This window comes from Staphylococcus sp. aM, from assembly GCF_052975125.1.
In genome coordinates, this window is the sequence record NZ_CP121447.1 from 1,936,386 (window position 1) to 1,951,216 (window position 14,831).

General features: G+C 31.1%; 23 protein-coding genes and 1 riboswitch. Of the genes, 8 read left to right on the plus strand and 15 right to left on the minus strand.

The genetic code is table 11. The annotated features are described in order from the left end of the window. Positions 1-14 precede the first annotated feature (14 nt). Positions 15-1,322 (minus strand): Fe-S cluster assembly protein SufD, encoded by a 1,308-nt coding sequence (sufD, locus tag P7F85_RS09500; protein WP_015365245.1) that lies wholly within the window; start codon positions 1,320-1,322, stop codon positions 15-17. Between the two features lie 105 nt (positions 1,323-1,427). Further along, complete coding sequence (sufC, locus tag P7F85_RS09505) at positions 1,428-2,189, minus strand: Fe-S cluster assembly ATPase SufC (RefSeq protein ID WP_002450848.1); 762 nt, start codon at positions 2,187-2,189, stop codon at positions 1,428-1,430. Positions 2,190-2,510: 321 nt separating this feature from the next. On the opposite strand from sufC, the gene P7F85_RS09510 reads away from it, so the two are divergent. Continuing rightward, on the plus strand, positions 2,511-3,371 hold the full coding sequence (locus P7F85_RS09510; protein WP_019235838.1) for a DUF368 domain-containing protein: 861 nt from the start codon (positions 2,511-2,513) through the stop codon (positions 3,369-3,371). Between the two features lie 53 nt (positions 3,372-3,424). Here P7F85_RS09510 and P7F85_RS09515 read toward each other — a convergent pair whose 3' ends face one another. From P7F85_RS09515 to P7F85_RS09555, 9 genes are all read right to left on the minus strand, one after another. Then, complete coding sequence (locus tag P7F85_RS09515; RefSeq protein WP_171001918.1) at positions 3,425-3,595, minus strand: CsbD family protein; 171 nt, start codon at positions 3,593-3,595, stop codon at positions 3,425-3,427. A 415-nt stretch (positions 3,596-4,010) separates the two neighbouring features. Beyond that, positions 4,011-4,820: a MetQ/NlpA family ABC transporter substrate-binding protein gene (locus P7F85_RS09520; RefSeq protein ID WP_002467439.1), complete on the minus strand. Its 810-nt coding sequence runs from the start codon at positions 4,818-4,820 to the stop codon at positions 4,011-4,013. 18 nt (positions 4,821-4,838) lie between these two features. Then, the gene (locus tag P7F85_RS09525; RefSeq protein ID WP_046464295.1) at positions 4,839-5,534 is read right to left on the minus strand and encodes a methionine ABC transporter permease; all 696 of its coding nucleotides are present in this window, start codon (positions 5,532-5,534) and stop codon (positions 4,839-4,841) included. Next, positions 5,527-6,552, minus strand: a complete 1,026-nt coding sequence (locus tag P7F85_RS09530; protein ID WP_002467437.1) for a methionine ABC transporter ATP-binding protein — start codon at positions 6,550-6,552, stop codon at positions 5,527-5,529. Before P7F85_RS09530 ends, P7F85_RS09525 begins: the two co-directional genes overlap by 8 nt. A gap of 90 nt (positions 6,553-6,642) precedes the next feature. After that, a riboswitch (SAM riboswitch) is annotated at positions 6,643-6,745 on the minus strand. 57 nt (positions 6,746-6,802) lie between these two features. After that, positions 6,803-7,099, minus strand: a complete 297-nt coding sequence (locus tag P7F85_RS09535; protein WP_002467441.1) for a thioredoxin family protein — start codon at positions 7,097-7,099, stop codon at positions 6,803-6,805. Then, positions 7,092-7,478 carry a toprim domain-containing protein gene (locus P7F85_RS09540; protein ID WP_002450856.1) on the minus strand — a complete coding sequence of 129 codons (387 nt, stop codon included), beginning with the start codon at positions 7,476-7,478 and terminating at the stop codon, positions 7,092-7,094. Before P7F85_RS09540 ends, P7F85_RS09535 begins: the two co-directional genes overlap by 8 nt. Before the next feature lie 140 nt (positions 7,479-7,618). After that, on the minus strand, positions 7,619-7,744 hold the full coding sequence (locus P7F85_RS09545) for a hypothetical protein (protein WP_019235837.1): 126 nt from the start codon (positions 7,742-7,744) through the stop codon (positions 7,619-7,621). 42 nt (positions 7,745-7,786) lie between these two features. Further along, positions 7,787-8,167, minus strand: a complete 381-nt coding sequence (gcvH, locus tag P7F85_RS09550; RefSeq protein ID WP_002465947.1) for a glycine cleavage system protein GcvH — start codon at positions 8,165-8,167, stop codon at positions 7,787-7,789. Positions 8,168-8,342: 175 nt separating this feature from the next. Next, positions 8,343-8,696 carry an arsenate reductase family protein gene (locus tag P7F85_RS09555; RefSeq protein ID WP_002465944.1) on the minus strand — a complete coding sequence of 118 codons (354 nt, stop codon included), beginning with the start codon at positions 8,694-8,696 and terminating at the stop codon, positions 8,343-8,345. Positions 8,697-8,836: 140 nt separating this feature from the next. Between P7F85_RS09555 and P7F85_RS09560 the strand changes: the two genes are divergently transcribed. Beyond that, the gene (locus P7F85_RS09560; RefSeq protein ID WP_015365247.1) at positions 8,837-9,160 is read left to right on the plus strand and encodes a thioredoxin family protein; all 324 of its coding nucleotides are present in this window, start codon (positions 8,837-8,839) and stop codon (positions 9,158-9,160) included. Positions 9,161-9,271: 111 nt separating this feature from the next. On the opposite strand, the gene P7F85_RS09565 is transcribed toward P7F85_RS09560, so the two are convergent. Together P7F85_RS09565 and aroD are read right to left on the minus strand one after the other, a co-directional pair. Next, positions 9,272-9,811, minus strand: coding sequence for a nitroreductase family protein (locus P7F85_RS09565; RefSeq protein WP_002465937.1), 540 nt, complete (start codon positions 9,809-9,811; stop codon positions 9,272-9,274). A gap of 77 nt (positions 9,812-9,888) precedes the next feature. Next, positions 9,889-10,605, minus strand: a complete 717-nt coding sequence (gene aroD / locus P7F85_RS09570; protein WP_002465941.1) for a type I 3-dehydroquinate dehydratase — start codon at positions 10,603-10,605, stop codon at positions 9,889-9,891. A 175-nt stretch (positions 10,606-10,780) separates the two neighbouring features. Between aroD and P7F85_RS09575 the strand changes: the two genes are divergently transcribed. Beyond that, positions 10,781-11,203 carry an organic hydroperoxide resistance protein gene (locus P7F85_RS09575; RefSeq protein ID WP_002450862.1) on the plus strand — a complete coding sequence of 141 codons (423 nt, stop codon included), beginning with the start codon at positions 10,781-10,783 and terminating at the stop codon, positions 11,201-11,203. A 277-nt stretch (positions 11,204-11,480) separates the two neighbouring features. After that, entirely contained in the window at positions 11,481-11,975 is a 495-nt protein-coding gene (locus tag P7F85_RS09580) for a GNAT family N-acetyltransferase (RefSeq protein ID WP_002465942.1), read from the plus strand. A gap of 132 nt (positions 11,976-12,107) precedes the next feature. On the opposite strand, the gene P7F85_RS09585 is transcribed toward P7F85_RS09580, so the two are convergent. Continuing rightward, positions 12,108-12,698, minus strand: coding sequence for a histidine phosphatase family protein (locus P7F85_RS09585; RefSeq protein WP_002465945.1), 591 nt, complete (start codon positions 12,696-12,698; stop codon positions 12,108-12,110). A gap of 208 nt (positions 12,699-12,906) precedes the next feature. On the opposite strand from P7F85_RS09585, the gene P7F85_RS09590 reads away from it, so the two are divergent. Then, positions 12,907-13,140: a hypothetical protein gene (locus P7F85_RS09590; protein ID WP_002450865.1), complete on the plus strand. Its 234-nt coding sequence runs from the start codon at positions 12,907-12,909 to the stop codon at positions 13,138-13,140. Here P7F85_RS09590 and P7F85_RS09595 read toward each other — a convergent pair. After that, positions 13,132-13,335, minus strand: coding sequence for a sterile alpha motif-like domain-containing protein (locus P7F85_RS09595; RefSeq protein WP_002465950.1), 204 nt, complete (start codon positions 13,333-13,335; stop codon positions 13,132-13,134). The genes P7F85_RS09590 and P7F85_RS09595 overlap by 9 nt on opposite strands. A gap of 293 nt (positions 13,336-13,628) precedes the next feature. Between P7F85_RS09595 and tsaA the strand changes: the two genes are divergently transcribed. The 3 genes from tsaA to lnsA all read left to right on the plus strand — a co-directional run bounded on the left by tsaA (position 13,629) and on the right by lnsA (position 14,773). Further along, the gene (tsaA, locus tag P7F85_RS09600) at positions 13,629-13,886 is read left to right on the plus strand and encodes a type II toxin-antitoxin system antitoxin TsaA (RefSeq protein WP_015365250.1); all 258 of its coding nucleotides are present in this window, start codon (positions 13,629-13,631) and stop codon (positions 13,884-13,886) included. 19 nt (positions 13,887-13,905) lie between these two features. Continuing rightward, the gene (gene tsaT / locus P7F85_RS09605; RefSeq protein ID WP_002465948.1) at positions 13,906-14,091 is read left to right on the plus strand and encodes a type II toxin-antitoxin system toxin TsaT; all 186 of its coding nucleotides are present in this window, start codon (positions 13,906-13,908) and stop codon (positions 14,089-14,091) included. A gap of 100 nt (positions 14,092-14,191) precedes the next feature. Next, positions 14,192-14,773, plus strand: coding sequence for a lipoprotein N-acylation protein LnsA (lnsA, locus tag P7F85_RS09610; RefSeq protein WP_015365251.1), 582 nt, complete (start codon positions 14,192-14,194; stop codon positions 14,771-14,773). The last annotated feature ends 58 nt before the right edge of the window (positions 14,774-14,831 follow it).

The following is a 14,831-nucleotide window of genomic DNA, read 5'->3' on the forward strand; positions in this document are numbered from 1 at the left end:
CTCTTATTTGTAGTTTATTTAGATACTTTAAGCTCAATAACTTCTCTTAATTGACGTTTTACGTCTTCAATTGGCAATTCTCTAACAACTGGGTCTAAGAATCCATGAATAACTAGGCGTTCAGCTTCTCTTCTAGAAATACCACGGCTCATTAAGTAGTATAGTTGTTCTGGATCTACACGACCTACAGACGCTGCGTGTCCCGCTTCTACATCATCTTCATCGATTAATAAGATAGGGTTAGCATCTCCTCGTGCATTTTCAGAAAGCATTAACACACGTGATTCTTGGTTTGCGATTGATTTAGTACCACCATGTTTGATGTAACCAATACCGTTAAATACAGAAGATGCATTTTCTTTCATTACACCATGTTTTAAGATATAGCCATCTGTCTCTTTACCATATTGAACAATTTTAGAAGTTAAATTAATTTTTTGGTCACCAGTACCGACTACAACAGATTTAAGTTCACTTGTTGAACGGTCACCCATTAAGTTTGTAGTATTATCAATAATTTGACTTCCTTCATTCATTAATCCTAAAGCCCAATTAATTGATGCATCCGCTTCTGTAGTACCTCTTCTAATGATATGTCCAGTAAATCCTTTATCTAAATAGTCTACTGAACCATACGTAATATTAGAATTTGCACCTGCGATAACTTCAGAAACAATATTAATTTGATTTCCTTCACCGCTTGCATTAGATAAATAGTTTTCGACATAAGTTACTTCTGCACTTTGCTCAGTAACGATGATGACGTGATTATAAAAACTTGTATTTTCATCATCATGTAACACAACATATTGTACTGGATGCTCAACTACTACATTTTTAGGTACGTAAACGAATACGCCACCATTCATTAAAGCAGTGTGTAAAGCAGTTAAACGGTGTTCATCAACATTTACAGCATCTGTCATATAATATTTTTGAACTAAATCACTATGATTAACAAGCGCTTCTGATAAACCTTCAATAATGACACCATCATTTTTAGCTTGCTCAGAAACTTGTGTGTAAGCTAAGTCATTATTATGTTGAATAACTAAGTTTTCAGTATTTTCAACATCGATAATTTTCTTAACAGATTCAGGTAGTTCTTCTAAACTTTGATATACACTGCCTTCAGTGTGATGTTGTTTAAAACTATCAAAGTCCCATTTTCTTAATTTTGTTTTATCAGGTTTTGGCATTTCTAAAGTTTCTGTTAATTTCAACGCTTTATTACGTAATTCTGTCATCCAAGAAGGTTCATTGTGCGCTTTTGAATAATCAACAAGTTGTTCTTCAGAAATGTTCAAAGTTTCAGTTGTCATAACTCTTATCCTCCCACTTGATGAAATAGTATTAATAAGTCAATGTTCAGTTTCATCATTTATACGAACATCTCAACGAGCTTACAATCGATGAATCAATATCGATTATTCAGCTGCACCAAATTCTTCTTTAACCCATTCGTAACCTTCTTCTTCAAGACGTTTCGCTAACTCTGGTCCTCCAGATTTAACTACTTTACCACCATACATAACATGTACTTTGTCAGGTGTAATATAGTTTAATAAACGTTGATAGTGAGTAATCATTAATGCACCGAAATCTTCTCCACGCATTTGATTAATACCTTTAGATACTACTTTTAACGCATCAATATCTAAACCTGAGTCAATTTCATCTAAAATTGCAAACTTAGGTTCTAACATCATTAATTGTAGGATTTCGTTACGTTTTTTCTCTCCGCCTGAGAAACCTTCATTTAGATAACGTTGTGCCATATCTTGGTCAATATCTAAGAAATCCATTTCTTTATCTAATTTTTTAATAAATTGCATTAAGTTGATTTCTTGTCCTTCTTCACGTTTAGCATTGATTGCTGAACGCATGAAATCAGCGTTAGTAACACCTGTTATCTCTGAAGGATATTGCATTGCTAAGAATAATCCTGCTTTAGCTCTTTCATCAACTTCTAATTCTAAAATGTTAACACCATCAAGTAATACTTCACCTTGTGTTACTTCATAGCTTGGATGACCCATAATTGCAGATGATAATGTTGATTTACCAGTACCATTTGGTCCCATAATGGCATGAATTTCCCCAGTATTAATTGTTAAATTAACACCTTTTAAAATTTCTTTATCGTCAATAGACACGTGTAGGTCTTTAATTTCTAATGTTGATGACATTTATATTCCCTCCATAAAATATAAAGTTTTCTTAACTAGTTTATAATAATTTTAATCTGTAGTCAAAAAGCCTTTGGAATTTTCAATCCTGTTCATTATAACGTACTTACTGGATAATATAAACTTTTTAAAACCGTAAATTAGAGTAATTCTTTTCAAAAAACGATTTTCATCTATTGTTTTTAGTTATTTCAAATGATAACGAAATATGCATCTTTCTCAATAGACACTTTTTAGACAAATAGTTGTTTTATTTAACTCAAGCCAATGAATTATGTTATTATACACTTTAACCTTTTAGGGTTAAGAAAGGAGACATTAATGAAAAACTTTAAATGGATTAATGTATTAAAAGGTTTTGGTATGGGTACAAGTGATTTAGTACCTGGTGTCAGTGGTGGCACTATAGCACTTTTACTTGGAATTTATGATGGTTTTATTAGTTCCATTAGTGGCTTATTTTCAAGAAGGTTTTGGCCTAGTTTGAAATTTTTATTACCTATTATAATAGGTATGCTTTTAGCAATCGGTATATTAAGCAATCTATTTAACTATTTGCTTAGTACACATGAAATTCCAACAATGTTCTTTTTCACCGGGTTAATCATTGGAATTATTCCTTACCTTCTTAAAGTGTCACATTTTAAATCAACTTTTAAAGCAAAGCATTACATTGTAGTTTTGGTTGGCATCGCAATATTGGTGATCATGACCCTACTTAATGGTGGAGACAAGCACACAGGAGAAACATTATCTTTATCTACTAGTCTTATTATTAAATATTATATTGCAGGTATATGTGCTTCTAGTGCAATGCTCTTACCAGGTATTTCAGGTTCATTTATGTTACTTATATTTGGTGCTTATGGTACTGTAATGTATGCTATATCTCAATTAGTAAAATTTAATTTCAATGCTTTACCTATACTTTTAATAGTAGGTTTAGGTATCCTAACTGGATTCTTAGTGTCAAGTAAATTAATCCAATACTTGTTACATCATCATACAACCATGACATTCGCATTAATTATAGGCTTTGTTATTGGATCCATATTTGCTGTTTATCCAGGCTTACCTAAATCCGCTTTGACATGGATCATTTCTATTGTCACTTTAATTGTTGGCTTTATTGTTAGCTATGTCTTAGGACAAATAACTGCTAAAAATGAAGAACAAATATAAAAATAAGGCTCTCAAACACTAATGTGGATGAGAGCCTTTTGATTATTTAATAATTATTCTTTGTTACCTTTAACTTTATCGATAACATTATTTACTGCTTCTTTTACTTTACCAGAAGCTTTATCTTCTTTACCTTCTTTTTCAAGGTTTTCGTTATCAGTTACGTTACCTACAGTTTCTTTTACATTACCTTTTGCTTGTTCGAATTTATCTTCAGCCATGATGAATTCCTCCTAGTATTTATTTAGTAAGTTATTATGCTTAATTTATACCACTATTCATACTATATAAACATTTATTTTCAAAAAATTAATATTAATTGATGGTCTAATATGAAAATAATGCCTTTCAAATATATTACGCTTATAAAAAAGGGATGGTTAAATGTTTACAATAATTGTCCATATAGTAGCAATATTATTAATACTCATATCCTTGATTTTAATTATTAAAAATCAATTTACTAAGCCTGATAATAATGCTATGTTACCTTCTACACTTCTACTTATTGCTTCATTAATTTTGTTACTTTATAACCTATTTAAATGAGCTTATTAGATATTAAAAAAATTATACAAATGATATAAATATAAAAAATCCTCAAGCACTTTTGTCTTGAGGATTTTACTATTTCTATAATTATTCTGCTGGCACTACAGCACCATCATATTTTTTATTAATGTAGTCTTTAATTTCTTTTGAACGTAAAACTTTCATTAATTCTTTAATTTTCTTATCGTCTTTATGTCCATCTTTAACTGCGATTAAGTTAGCATATGGATTATCTTTAGCTTTTTCATAAGCGATTGAGTCTTTTTTAGGATTTAATTTTTGATCAATAGCATAATTTGAGTTAATGATAACTGCATCTGCATCTTGTTTTTGATAGATTTTTGGTAAGAATTCTGCTGATTGTTTGTTGTTAAATTTGATGTCTTTTTTGTTTTCAGTGATGTCACTGAATTTTGCGTCTTCAATTTTAACGCCTTTTTTAATTTTAATTAATCCTTCATCCACGAAGAATTTAAGGAAACGACCTTGTTCTGCAGGATTGTTAGAAACGTATACTGTTGCACCTTTAGGTAAATCTTTTAAGCTTTTATACTTTTTAGAGTAGACAGCCATTGGTTCTAATTCTACGTCACCAGCTGATTCAATTTTGTATCCTTTTTCTTTACTTTCAGTTTTTAAATAAGGTGTATGTTGGAAGAAGTTGGCATCTAATTCACCTTTATCTAATAATTTGTTAGGTGTTGTATAGTCGTTGATTGTTTGAATATCTAATTTATAACCTTTTTTCTCTAATAATGGTTTTGCTTTTTCTAAAATTTCTGCGTGAGGTGCAGGTGAAGCACCTACTTTAATTGTCTTGTCGTCATCCTTACCTCCACATGCTGCTAATGCTACAGTTAAAGATAATAATAATAAAATACCTAAAATTTTCTTCATTGATTTGTCCCCTTTTCTTTAGCGTTTATCAATTTTGTTTGTAACCCAGTCACCAATAAATTGGATGATGAATACAATGATTAAGATGAAAACTGTTGAAACTAAAATAACGTCTTTTTGATTTCGAGTGAAACCTGTTAAGTAAGCTAAGTTACCTAAACCACCAGCACCGATAACTCCGGCAATTGCTGTAGATCCCACTAATGCAATTGCTGTTACTGCTAAACCTGATACTAACGCCGGCATTGCTTCAGGTAGTAATACTTTTCTTACTACAGTCCAAGTATTAGCACCCATAGACCACGCTGCCTCAATTACCCCTTTATCTATCTCTTTGAAAGCAATTTCTACTAATCTAGCATAGAATGGCGCTGCACCTATGATTAATGCAGGTAGTGCACCTGTTGGACCACTTATTGTGCCTAAAACGACACTTGTAAATGGTATTAATAACAAGATTAAAATGATGAACGGTATCGCTCTAAATAGGTTCACGATAAATGAAACGATTGAATAAAATATTCTTGCCACTTTTGAATGACTCTTAGCCGATAAAAATAATAAAACACCTAAAATCAATCCAAATATAAAAGCAAATATTGTTGATACGACAGTCATATAAAGTGTTTCAACAATGGCTTGCCAAACTTCTGGCCATTGGACGTTCGGCATTGTAATCATTTCTTGGAGTATTTCTCCAACTGACTTAACCATGTCTTAACACCTCCACATTCACATGTTTCTCATTAAGATTAGATTTGAAATCTTCGAAATTTTCAGAACTTATAAAAGGTATATGGATAACTAAAAATCCTAATGTACCATTTCTTGTATTTTTAATGTCAGCTTCTAAAATATTAACGTCAATCTGATGCGTTTTTGTAATGTACGATACAATTGGTTGAGTCGTATTTTCACCGTTAAAATTCAATCTAACTATGTAAGCATTGTTATCTAATGGTTCTAACGCATCTAATGATTCCTCAAAATCCTCATTTAAATCATCTTTTACAAATCGTCTCGTTACTTCGTGTTGTGGATTTTCAAATACTTGGCTAACTTGACCTTGTTCTATCACGCGTCCGTTTTCCATAACTGCGACTTCATCACAAATTCGGCGAATCACTTGCATTTCATGTGTGATTAACACGATTGTTAAATTTTGTTGCTCACGTATTTTTAATAATAAGTCTAAAATTTCATCTGTAGTTTGAGGATCAAGTGCACTTGTAGCTTCATCACAAAGCAATACTGTCGGATCATTGGCTAATGCTCTGGCAATACCAACTCTTTGTTTCTGTCCACCAGACAACTCAGATGGATAAGCATTTTCTCGTCCCTTCAAGCCTACAAGTTCTATTAATTCATTTGCCTTACGTTTTGCTTCTCCTCTAGATAATCCTGCAATTTCTAGTGGGAATGTAATATTTTTAAGTACAGTTCTCGACCATAGTAAATTAAAATGTTGGAAAATCATACTTACTTTTTGGCGCTTCTTACGTAAATCTGACTTCGATAATTGACTTATGCTATCTCCATCAATAATAACTTCTCCAGAAGTGGGTGCTTCTAAATTATTAAACATTCTAATTAAGGTACTCTTACCTGCTCCAGAAAAACCAATCACCCCAAAAATGGAACCGGATTGAATGTTTAAATCAACGTGATCTACAGCGAGTACGTCTTTATTTTTCGTATGATATCGTTTCACGATTTGTTTTAACTCAATCACGTTAATACCTCCTTGTTTATAACTAATACAAATTAAAAAATGCTTCCTCAAAACTTTAGACTGTTTGAGAAAGCATTTTAAAATATCTTTCTCTCATCTTCTAAAGTTTACCTTTATGTGAATTGGCACCATTTCTATATAAGACGGTTGCCGGGCTTCGTAGGGCACATCCCTCCACCTCTCTCGATAAGAGTGTTTGCATGATTTAATTTTATTTAATCCTACCATCACGGTAGAGATTCGTCAATAATTATTTTAAATTTTCTAACAAATAAGGAACAGACCTAAACGCATACAATCTTTTTACTTCTTTATCCTTATTCATTAACATTAATACTGGTACTGACATAATTTGATGTGTTTCACTAAACTTTGGATGAAAGTTCATATCAATTTTCTTAACCGGAAGTTTCAAAATTTCATTTGCAATATCCAACATTCTTTCAGACACTTTACATGTACCGCATGTAGGCGTATATCCGAAAATGAGATGTTTATCTTCACCAAAGTTTTCAGTCACATCGTCTATTTCGATTGATTTACTCATTCACTAAAACTAACCTTTCAGTTTTTAAATTAGGTATAAGGGATTTCTCTTTTTTGCAATTAAATCCATGTTTGGTAAGTACATGCGCTAAATAATTTTTAGGACAATTGGCCACTTCGCAAAATGTTTTATCTACAAAAATATGTTCAGACTCACTTAAATACCGTTTGAACCATTTTCTAATTCGATCCCCTTCGTCATCTGAATCAGCTAAGACGAAAACTTGTTTACCATAAAGTGATTCTATCATATCATCTATCTTATCTATACTCATAGTACCATGCGTACAAATAATACTTACTGGTTCTGCAATGACTTGCTGCACTCGTTTTTTATCAGATTTACCTTCAACAATGATTACTTTATTCACAATAGTCATAAGTATTCACCCTTTAAAAATCGAAAATTAGCTATCACTATTTAATTCCACGAAGATGCTATTTATAAAACATATACTACAAAAACTTAAAATGAATTAACCATTTCATTACACTGTTAATATCTTTTTTACAAATAGCATCAATGTCTTTTTAAATCTAAGTTCATCAGATTATATGTACGCATGCCTATAAAATTCTTCCTTCGGTTCGCCTCTGCTTTCGCAATGGCATAAGTGTTTCTAAAATCTAAAGATTTAAGAAACACTAAAAAAAACTCCTTGATACGAGATCGAGGAGTTTGCAAATATTATTCGCCAATCATTTCTGAATATTGTTCTGCTGATAATAATTCGTCAATTTGGCTTTCGTCACTAATTTCTACTTTAACCATCCATGCTTTTTCGTATGGTGATTCGTTTACAAATTCAGGACTATCTTCTAATTCTTCATTAACTTCAACTACTTTACCAGTAATTGGTGCATATAATTCAGATACAGTTTTTACAGATTCAACACTACCGAAAGTGTCGCCTTCGTTTAATTCATCATCAGTTTCAGGTAATTCAACGAATACGATATCACCTAACTCGTTTTGAGCATATTCAGTAATACCAATTGTCGCTACATTTCCTTCAACTTTAACCCATTCATGTTCTTTAGAGTATTTAAATTCGTTTGGTACTGCCACGATAAATCCCCTCCTAATTTTAAGTACATTTTAATGATGCCATACCCACAATTATCAATCAACTATTATCTAAAAATTTTAAACCTTTAAATATTCGGATTTAAGATGTAAATTGGTATTTTTATGACTTTATTAAAATGAAAGTTCACTTTTTATATTTTGAAATGGTATCCAATTATAACCAAGTATTTTTATACTCTTCTTCTTTAAAACCTAATGTGATTTTATCACCTAATATAGCTAAAGGTCTTTTCACTAACATGCCATCTGAAGCAAGTAATTCAAAACGTTCTTCGTCTGATAAATCATCTAATTTATTTTTTAAATCTAATTCACGATATTTGGCACCGTGTGTATTAAATAATTTTTTAGTGTCTACACCAGTTTTATCAACAATTTCTTTAAATTCATTTTTCGTTGGTGTATGTTGAACAATATCAATTGGTTCATAACTCACACCGTATTCATCTAAAAATTTTGCTGCTTTTTTGCAAGTTGTACAATTTGCATATTGGTAAAATTTAATCATCGCTTTGCCTCCTTTATCTCTTAAATCCAATATATCATGTTATTTTAGAAAACGCTCTACTTTTTAAGCTTATTTTTTTATTTAAGTATTTTCATCCGTTATAATAAATTTACTAAATTTTTTCAAAGGAGCTTTTATAAATGGAAAGTATTAAAACAACTGAACAATTTAACGACACTGTCCAAAACGATCAACCTGTTATCGTCAAATTCGAAGCAGGTTGGTGCCCTGATTGTAAAGCAATGGATATGTGGATAGACCCTATCGTTGAAAAATATAAGGATTATGAATGGTATACTGTAAATCGTGATGAATTGGAAGATGTAACTGCTGAAAATGATGTTATGGGTATTCCTAGTATTTTAGTATTTAAAAATGGTGAAAAGTTAGCTCATTTACACTCAGCAAATGCTAAATCTCCTGAACAAGTAGAATCATTCTTAGACGAAACATTCAATAAATAATATACAAAAAATGGTCGAGACATTGATTAAGTATCATAGTACCAACTTATTGGTTTATGACTTAGTTAACGTCTCGACCTTATTTTATTATATTGCTCTACATCATCACTTTTAATACTCTGAAATTAGGTCTCTATTCTTACGTTTAGCTTTTGTCATTGGTTCTTCTAAATCAGTAAGATATAAGAATCCTGCTAATATTTCATCATCTTCAATATTTAATGCTTTACGGATTTTAGGTTCAAAAATATATGCAGGTGATTTCCAACAAGTACCAATACCTGCTTCATAAAGTAACAACATTAAATTTTGGGCAAATGCACCGAATGCAAAGTAATTTTCTCTATTTTGACGTTGTCTTGGATCTGCTTTCATAATCAACAACAACATGCCGCCTAGTTTTGTCACTTTATCATAATGATCAGCTCGCTTTTCCGGACTATCGGGGAAAGCAAAGCGTGTGATATCTTCACTCATGTTTCCTAATCTATCTTTAGCAACATGTACAACTCTCCACGGCTCTCTCATACCATGGTTAGGAGCATCGGTAGCCTTTTCTATAGCCTCATATAAAGCATTATCATCGATAGTCATATCGTGTTTAAACTTCTTGACGCTTCTTCTGTTTGATATTGCATCTTGTAGTTCCAATCATATCGCTCCTTCTTCGTTCATTGATAATCTTTATCAATAATAAAATATATTAAGGTAATGTTCAAATCGTCGACTTACTTATTATAGAAATCTATTTGTTTTTTCAATTCTTCTACATGAATTTGTCCTGGAGCATGCGGTTCATTTAAGCAACCATAAGATACAGTACCACCAAATACGCCCTGTGCCGTACGACTAACTAAGCCTATATCCGACATTGCTATACCAACAATGTGCTGATTTAAAGCATCAGCCGAGTCTTTGACTGCCTCCAATAGATGTAATACATCCTTTTCATCATTAGGCATAACTGCCACTTTTAAATAGTCTGCTTCGAATTGGTGCATTTTATAATAAGTGAATTTTAATTCTTCTAATGATGGTGTTTCATTAAAATTATGATGTGATAGTACCACTTGAATGCCTTTTTGATGTGCCTTATTTATAAGAGTTAAATAAGTATTTTTGTCTTTTTGGTCATCCCATTCAATGTCTAACATGTCATAATTTGATTCATCAATGAGGTTTTGAATTACACTTTGATATTCAACTTCATTCACATAACCCTTACCTCCTTGGGAGTTAGATCTATATGTGATTAATACTTTAAATTCAAAAGGCAATTCATTTAACTCATCGACAACCTGATTAACTCCTGTAATATCTGCCCATTGATCTATTCGTAATTCAATAATATCAATACTGTCTTGAAAGAACTCTAAGTCTTTAAACAAGTCAGTTATCGTTGCTTCTTTAGGCGCAATCGTTACGGCTATATCTACCTTTTGCATATCAATCCCTCATTTCATTCAATACATCATTAATTGATTATTATTCTAAACTAAATTACATCAAACCGCCATAAAGTGCTTTGCAGTAACATATCTTAAAAAAAATTCACACATGATTGAGATGAATATTTACGGGTATAGAAAAATATATACAAAATATAGGAGGTAATCATATATGGCAGTTCAATATGAAACTAAAGCAACAAACGTTGGTGGACGTAAAGGACACGTTCAAACTGATGATAATGCGATAAATGTAGATGTATTACCACCACAACAAGCAGATGGTAAAGCAACAAACCCTGAGCAATTATTTGCCGCAGGTTATGCATCATGTTTTAATGGCGCGTTTGATTTAATCTTAAAACAAAATAAAGTACGTGATGCAGAGCCAGAAGTAACACTTACAGTAAGATTAGAAGATGATCCAGATGCTGAAAGTCCAAAATTAAGCGTAGATATTGACGCGAAAGTGAAAAATGTATTATCTCAAGAAGATGCTGAAAAATATCTTCAAGATGCACATGACTTCTGTCCATATTCTAAAGCGACACGCGGTAATATCGATGTCAATTTAAATGTTAAAGTAGAAGACTAAATAATAGTTTAAAAGATTAAATAAAAAGACACGTTCTTATAAGAACGTGTCTTTTTTTCATATAATCTCCTTAAGTAATTTTCCCCATCCTGACGATAACTCTGGTATACTGAATATATAATATACATAACCATGTAATTAAATAATTATTTTATCAAAATTTTCGAAAGTGTTTTTGTCTATTTTTAAATTATTATTGAAAGTTTTAATTAAATATTTTATTATGTAATTAACTAGCCACTTCAAATTAATCAACTATTTGAATCAGGAGGTCACTATGAACAACATACGTACATTAAACCTAGATGATTTAGCTTCATACAAATCACTTTTATCAGGGGAACATCACACATATTCATGGGATCGCTATTATTTGGATCATGTATCCGATGAAGCTTTGACAAAAATTTTATCTTCAGAAACAGCTCATATCAATGTTTTTGGTGCTTTTGAAGATGATGTCCTAGTTGCAACTGCAACATTGAGACAAAGCAAATATGTAGGTAAACAACATAAAGCAGTTATCCTAAATAACTTTGTAAAAGACAATGATGAAGTGATTAACAGAGAATTAATCAATTATATACTTCATTTTGCTGAACAAAAGAACTTAGAAACAATACTTACTTCAGTGACATCTAGTAATATCAGCGCTAAAGTATTTTTTAGTTCTCTAGGATTTGAAAATCTTGGTTTTGAGAAAAATGCTAGTAAAATTGGTGACGAATATTTTGATGAACATTGGCTATCTTATGATTTAAGAAAAAGCTAATATATGTCTTTGATTAAATTAAGGATATATGTGGGCCATATTCTAATTATGCATTCAAAGATTTAAACAAATTAAGATGATAAAATATATTAAAAGCTCAACATTGCCTTATTTGCAACGTCGAGCTTATTTTTATAATGTAGGATCAATCAATTCAATAAATTTAAATTGACCATCTTGATATTCAAATTTTAAAATATGACAATTTCCTATATCAAATGAACTACCCTCTTCATAACCCAAGCACTTTCTAATAAAAAGACCTATAGTACTACCATGACTTACAGCTAATGTTGTTTTATCACAATGATGTTCCATAATTTCAGTTAATGTATCTGTCATACGTTGTTCTACTTGTAAACGCGACTCTCCACCGAAAGGAACGACATAATCTCCATAAAGCGTTGTAGGCTGTTTGATTTTCTTAAGCAATTCAATACTTTCACCCTCAAAAACACCAAAATGCCATTCTTTTAAACCTTTTGACCGAACATATTTATGTTGATGGTTAGGTACAGCATTCTCAAGTGTATCACACGCTCGTTCCTGAGAAGATGAAAACAAGGTATCAAATTCAATATGATTATTCTCAAAATAACGTGCAGCGGCTTGAGCTTGTTCAATACCATGGTTTGTTAATGGTGAATCACTTGCCCCTTGGATTTTACCCTTTAAATTAAAAACAGTTTGACCATGTCTCATTAAATATAAAATCTTCGTCAATTTTTCACACCTCTACTAAACTACTATTCACAATTCGCTATACACTAAATGATAACGAGTTACTTATCTAATACCATTAAATCACTACTAAAGTCGTTAGTAAATCAACAATTTATTGATAAATTAACTGTCTGATAGGGTTTGACTACCCTTAAAAAGGGTATAACTTAACACTAGATTTACATTTGTTAAAGGAGTGTTAAATAAAATGGAGTCTCATGATTACAATTATGTGAACCCGCAAAATGTATCACTTGATTGGGAATGTTTTATAGTAAGTAAAAGTGATATGTTATTAGACGGCGTACCAAATGAGCTCATTAACACCTGGTTAGATAACGACATCATAAAGCCATTTAGTATCAAAAACAATGATATCAATTTTAAAACGAAAGACGTTTGGCATGCTTTAAACCAACAAAACTGGTATTACTTAAGTTAGTTGATATAAACTAATCGCTCTATTGGTGCTTTCAATAAGTTGAGGGTCCTTATAATTAGACAGCACATATGATCGAATAACATGCTTATTTTTTTCATCTTTTGGGAATTTGTGATATTTATTAATATAGTTAGCTAAACTTCCAAATGGTGTATCATCATTAATAAAACCTATAATAAAATCATAAAATGTCATAATCACATACCCCCTTATCTTAATCAATAGTTGATTTGTATTTAATCTTATCAGAAAACTCGAGATTGTAAATGTGCAAAATTCAATTTTGCACATTTTTTATTAATTTGTAATATTTATTCAATTAATTGCTCCTTTTTCAGTTTGAAATTCATTTTTTCATTAATTTCTCATTATTTATTCACATTTAATTGATAGTTACAGCATTTCTATATTTACCAAATCTCAATTAATGATATGATAAGAATAAGGATTTTGAAATCAAAGATGCATTTTCCAGAGGTGAAGCACCTATGAAACTATACATTATACATGCAATCAATATTATTTTAACGATATTATTTATTATTTTTAATGTAATTATTACTTATAATGCAAACCTAGACGATACCTTATGGTTAGTGCCTGGATTAATTGTATGCGGTTTGATTATGATGATTAGTTTTGCTATTGCTATAACTAAAAAGGACTTGTTAAGTGAAGTTCTTTTCTTTATTAATATTATTCTTACACTGTACTACATTTATCCAATTTTTTATGATTTTCTTTAAAGAGATAGGAGGTTAAAAAATGAGCTTGCATTTTACAATTCTTTTTTGGCTTTCACTTATATTTATCGTAGCTGGTGCGATTATTCTAGCTATCATGCTTAAAACTAAAAAAGAATCTAAGAAAGAATCTTATCTTGGTTTCACCATTGTATTCTTCATTTTTGGATTAGCTATGTTGATATATACATTGTTATTCGGACTCTAGTCCAAAACAAATACGTTCAGTTGCCGTTGTAGCTGAACGTTTTATTTTAATACTTTATTAATTTTTATGTATTTTACATTTATAAAGGAGTCTCTAACCATTGTATAAAAAGTTTGCATATATATTACTTTTCACTATCATCTTCAATATATGCTTGACCTTATCACCTTTTCATATCAATATTGCTAATGCCGAAGATTCTTCTATGTCGAAATCAAAACAAGACTTCCAACTTCAACCTGGAGATATCATTATAACTAAAGGTCCTGTCTTATTCGGCTTTTTTGGTCATTCAAGTATCGCCATTGATCATGATACGGTTTTACAAATTGAAGGCCCTGGTGACAAACCTATCACTGAGTCATTTGAATCATTTAAGTCAAGATTTGGTGAAGGTAAAGATGACTGGATTAAAATATATCGTTGCGCTAAGCCTGGTGCCGGTAAAAAAGCTGCTCGATGGACTAAGGAGAACTATGAAAATACTAATCATAGATACTTAGTAACATTAAATCTTAAAAGTAAACATTTCACTTACTGTACAAAAATTATCTATCAAGCCTATAAAGAAGGTGTAAGTCAAAATGCAGTAACCGACCACGGTATGTATATCATTTCACCTTATGCACTTAAAGATAACTTTACAGACGAATACCATTTAAAATTAGTGAAAACATATTAAAACGCCCTACTCTATTTAAGTCATTTTACAAATGATGAGTAAGGCGTTTATTCATGCG